Annotated in this window: 1 protein-coding gene and 1 pseudogene; one reads left to right on the top strand and one right to left on the bottom strand. The window is 68.5% G+C overall.

Annotation, left to right across the window (positions count from 1 at the left end; genetic code table 11):
- Positions 1–1,342, bottom strand: a pseudogene (locus tag ABD225_RS05875) (ISL3 family transposase); the annotation flags it as partial.
- On the opposite strand from ABD225_RS05875, the gene ABD225_RS05880 reads away from it, so the two are divergent.
- Positions 1,334–1,821, top strand: a 488-nt coding sequence (locus tag ABD225_RS05880; protein ID WP_344082441.1) for a transposase, incomplete at its 3' end; no start/stop codon positions are given. The pseudogene ABD225_RS05875 and the gene ABD225_RS05880 sit on opposite strands and share 9 nt — an antisense overlap.

Genomic DNA, 1,821 nt, shown 5'->3' on the forward strand with positions numbered 1-1,821 from the left:
GACCAACCTTCCTCGCCGACCCTCGGTCGGCGTGTCGGTGGAAACACCGTTCGCCGGACAGTCCCGGCCGGGGAGGGCTGGTCGGTGGCCGCCGAGGCTGAGGAGGGCGAGGGCGATCAGCGGCTCGGGTGAGGCGAACCCGTAGGCCATCCGGGTGATCAGCCGAACCTTGGTGTTCGTGGACTCGACGAGCCCGTTGGAGAGGTTGTGCTCGATGGCGGCCAGGATCCGTTCCTTGTGCTTGACGATGCTCTTCTGGAGTGTGACGAACGCCGGGATGCGGCAGCGTCGGGCCCAGGAGATCCACCGTTGCAGCGCGGCAGCGGCGTGGGCGTGGCTCATCTGGAAGATCAACCTCAGGCCCTCTTTGAGCAGGTAGGCCCGGTGCAGGCGAGGATCGGTGGTAGCGATCCAGGCCAGCTGGCTCTGCTGCAGCTCGCTGAGGTCCTCGGGGTTCTTCCACAGCGCGAACCGGGCGCCCTTGAGGGCCTTGGCGCGTTCGCTGCCCGGACGCGGCGGTGCGCCGGCGGGAGGCCTGCCGCGGCCACGTTTGGGTTCGGTGCGGGCCAGCCGGCGGGCCTGGTTCCACGCCTCCCGTCGGACCTGGTCCAGGGCGTCGGTGGCCCAGCGGACCACATGGAAGGGGTCAGCCACCCGCACCGCGCCCGGGCAGTGTTCGGCCACGACCGAGTCGATGAAGTCGGCCCCATCAGCGGAAACGTGGGTGATCGTCGCGCACCGCTGCTGGCCGAGGGCCTCGAAGAACGCGGCCACGGTGGCCTTGTCGCGTCCTGGCGCCGCCCACACCAGGCGTCGCGTGTCATGGTCGACCACGACGATCAGGTACTTGTGGCCCTTCATCGATCCCGATCCGGGTCAGCCCCTCCAACCGGTCAGTGCCGGCCTCGACATCAGCCCACACCCGGGTGATGATCGCCCCGACGGTACGCCACGCGACCCGCATCAGCTGCGTCACCGTCGACTTGCTGGCCTGGGTCGCCAACCACGCCACCGTCTCATCGAAGGCGTAAGTGTGGCCCGCGTCGTGCCGCGCCCACGGCACCGCCGCGACCACCACCCCATGCTCGCGGCAGGACACCCGCGGTGCCTCGGCCTCTAGCACGACCTTGACTGTGCCCAGGTCCAGCGCCCGCCACCGACGTCGGCCCGCCCCGCCGTCATAGCCAGCAGAGCGCCGACCACACACCCCGCACCGGCCACGAGCCCGACTCGAGGGCCGGACACGAGCAACCACGAGGTCGGCGTCCTCGTCGTACTCCACCGCCTCGATCACCGTCTTCTTCACGCCCAGCAGGGCACCCCATAGGCTGACATCGCGCACGCCGTTCTCCGCTTCACTGGTTCCGGTTCCTTAGACAGCTCCAGAACCTATGCGGGAACGGCGTGTTCGCATCAGCACCCCCGGCAAACCACCCACAGATCAGTCAGGGGAGCCCGAAATGTCTCAAAGACTCAGACACACCTCAGTTACAAGAACGACGAGGTCGCCATCGCCTGGCAGGCCATCCACCAGCTCCGCTCCGCCTACACCGCCGAGAACCTGGCCGCCGGTAAGAAGACCGCCCTGGCTGCGCTCAAGTCCTTCCCCAAGTGCCCCATCCCGGAGATCGCCCGCCTCGGCCGGACCCTACGGAAGTGGCGACGGGAGTTCCTCGCCTACTTCGAGACAGGCCGCTCCAGCAACGGCGGCGCCGAAGCCATCAACGGCCTGATCGAGCTACACCGCAGGGTGGCCGGGACTGTCCGGCGAACGGTGTTTCCACCGACACGCCGACCGAGGGTCGGCGAGGAAGGTTGGTC

It is taken from the genome of Nostocoides veronense (genome assembly GCF_039531185.1).
Taxonomy (GTDB): domain Bacteria; phylum Actinomycetota; class Actinomycetes; order Actinomycetales; family Dermatophilaceae; genus Nostocoides_A; species Nostocoides_A veronense.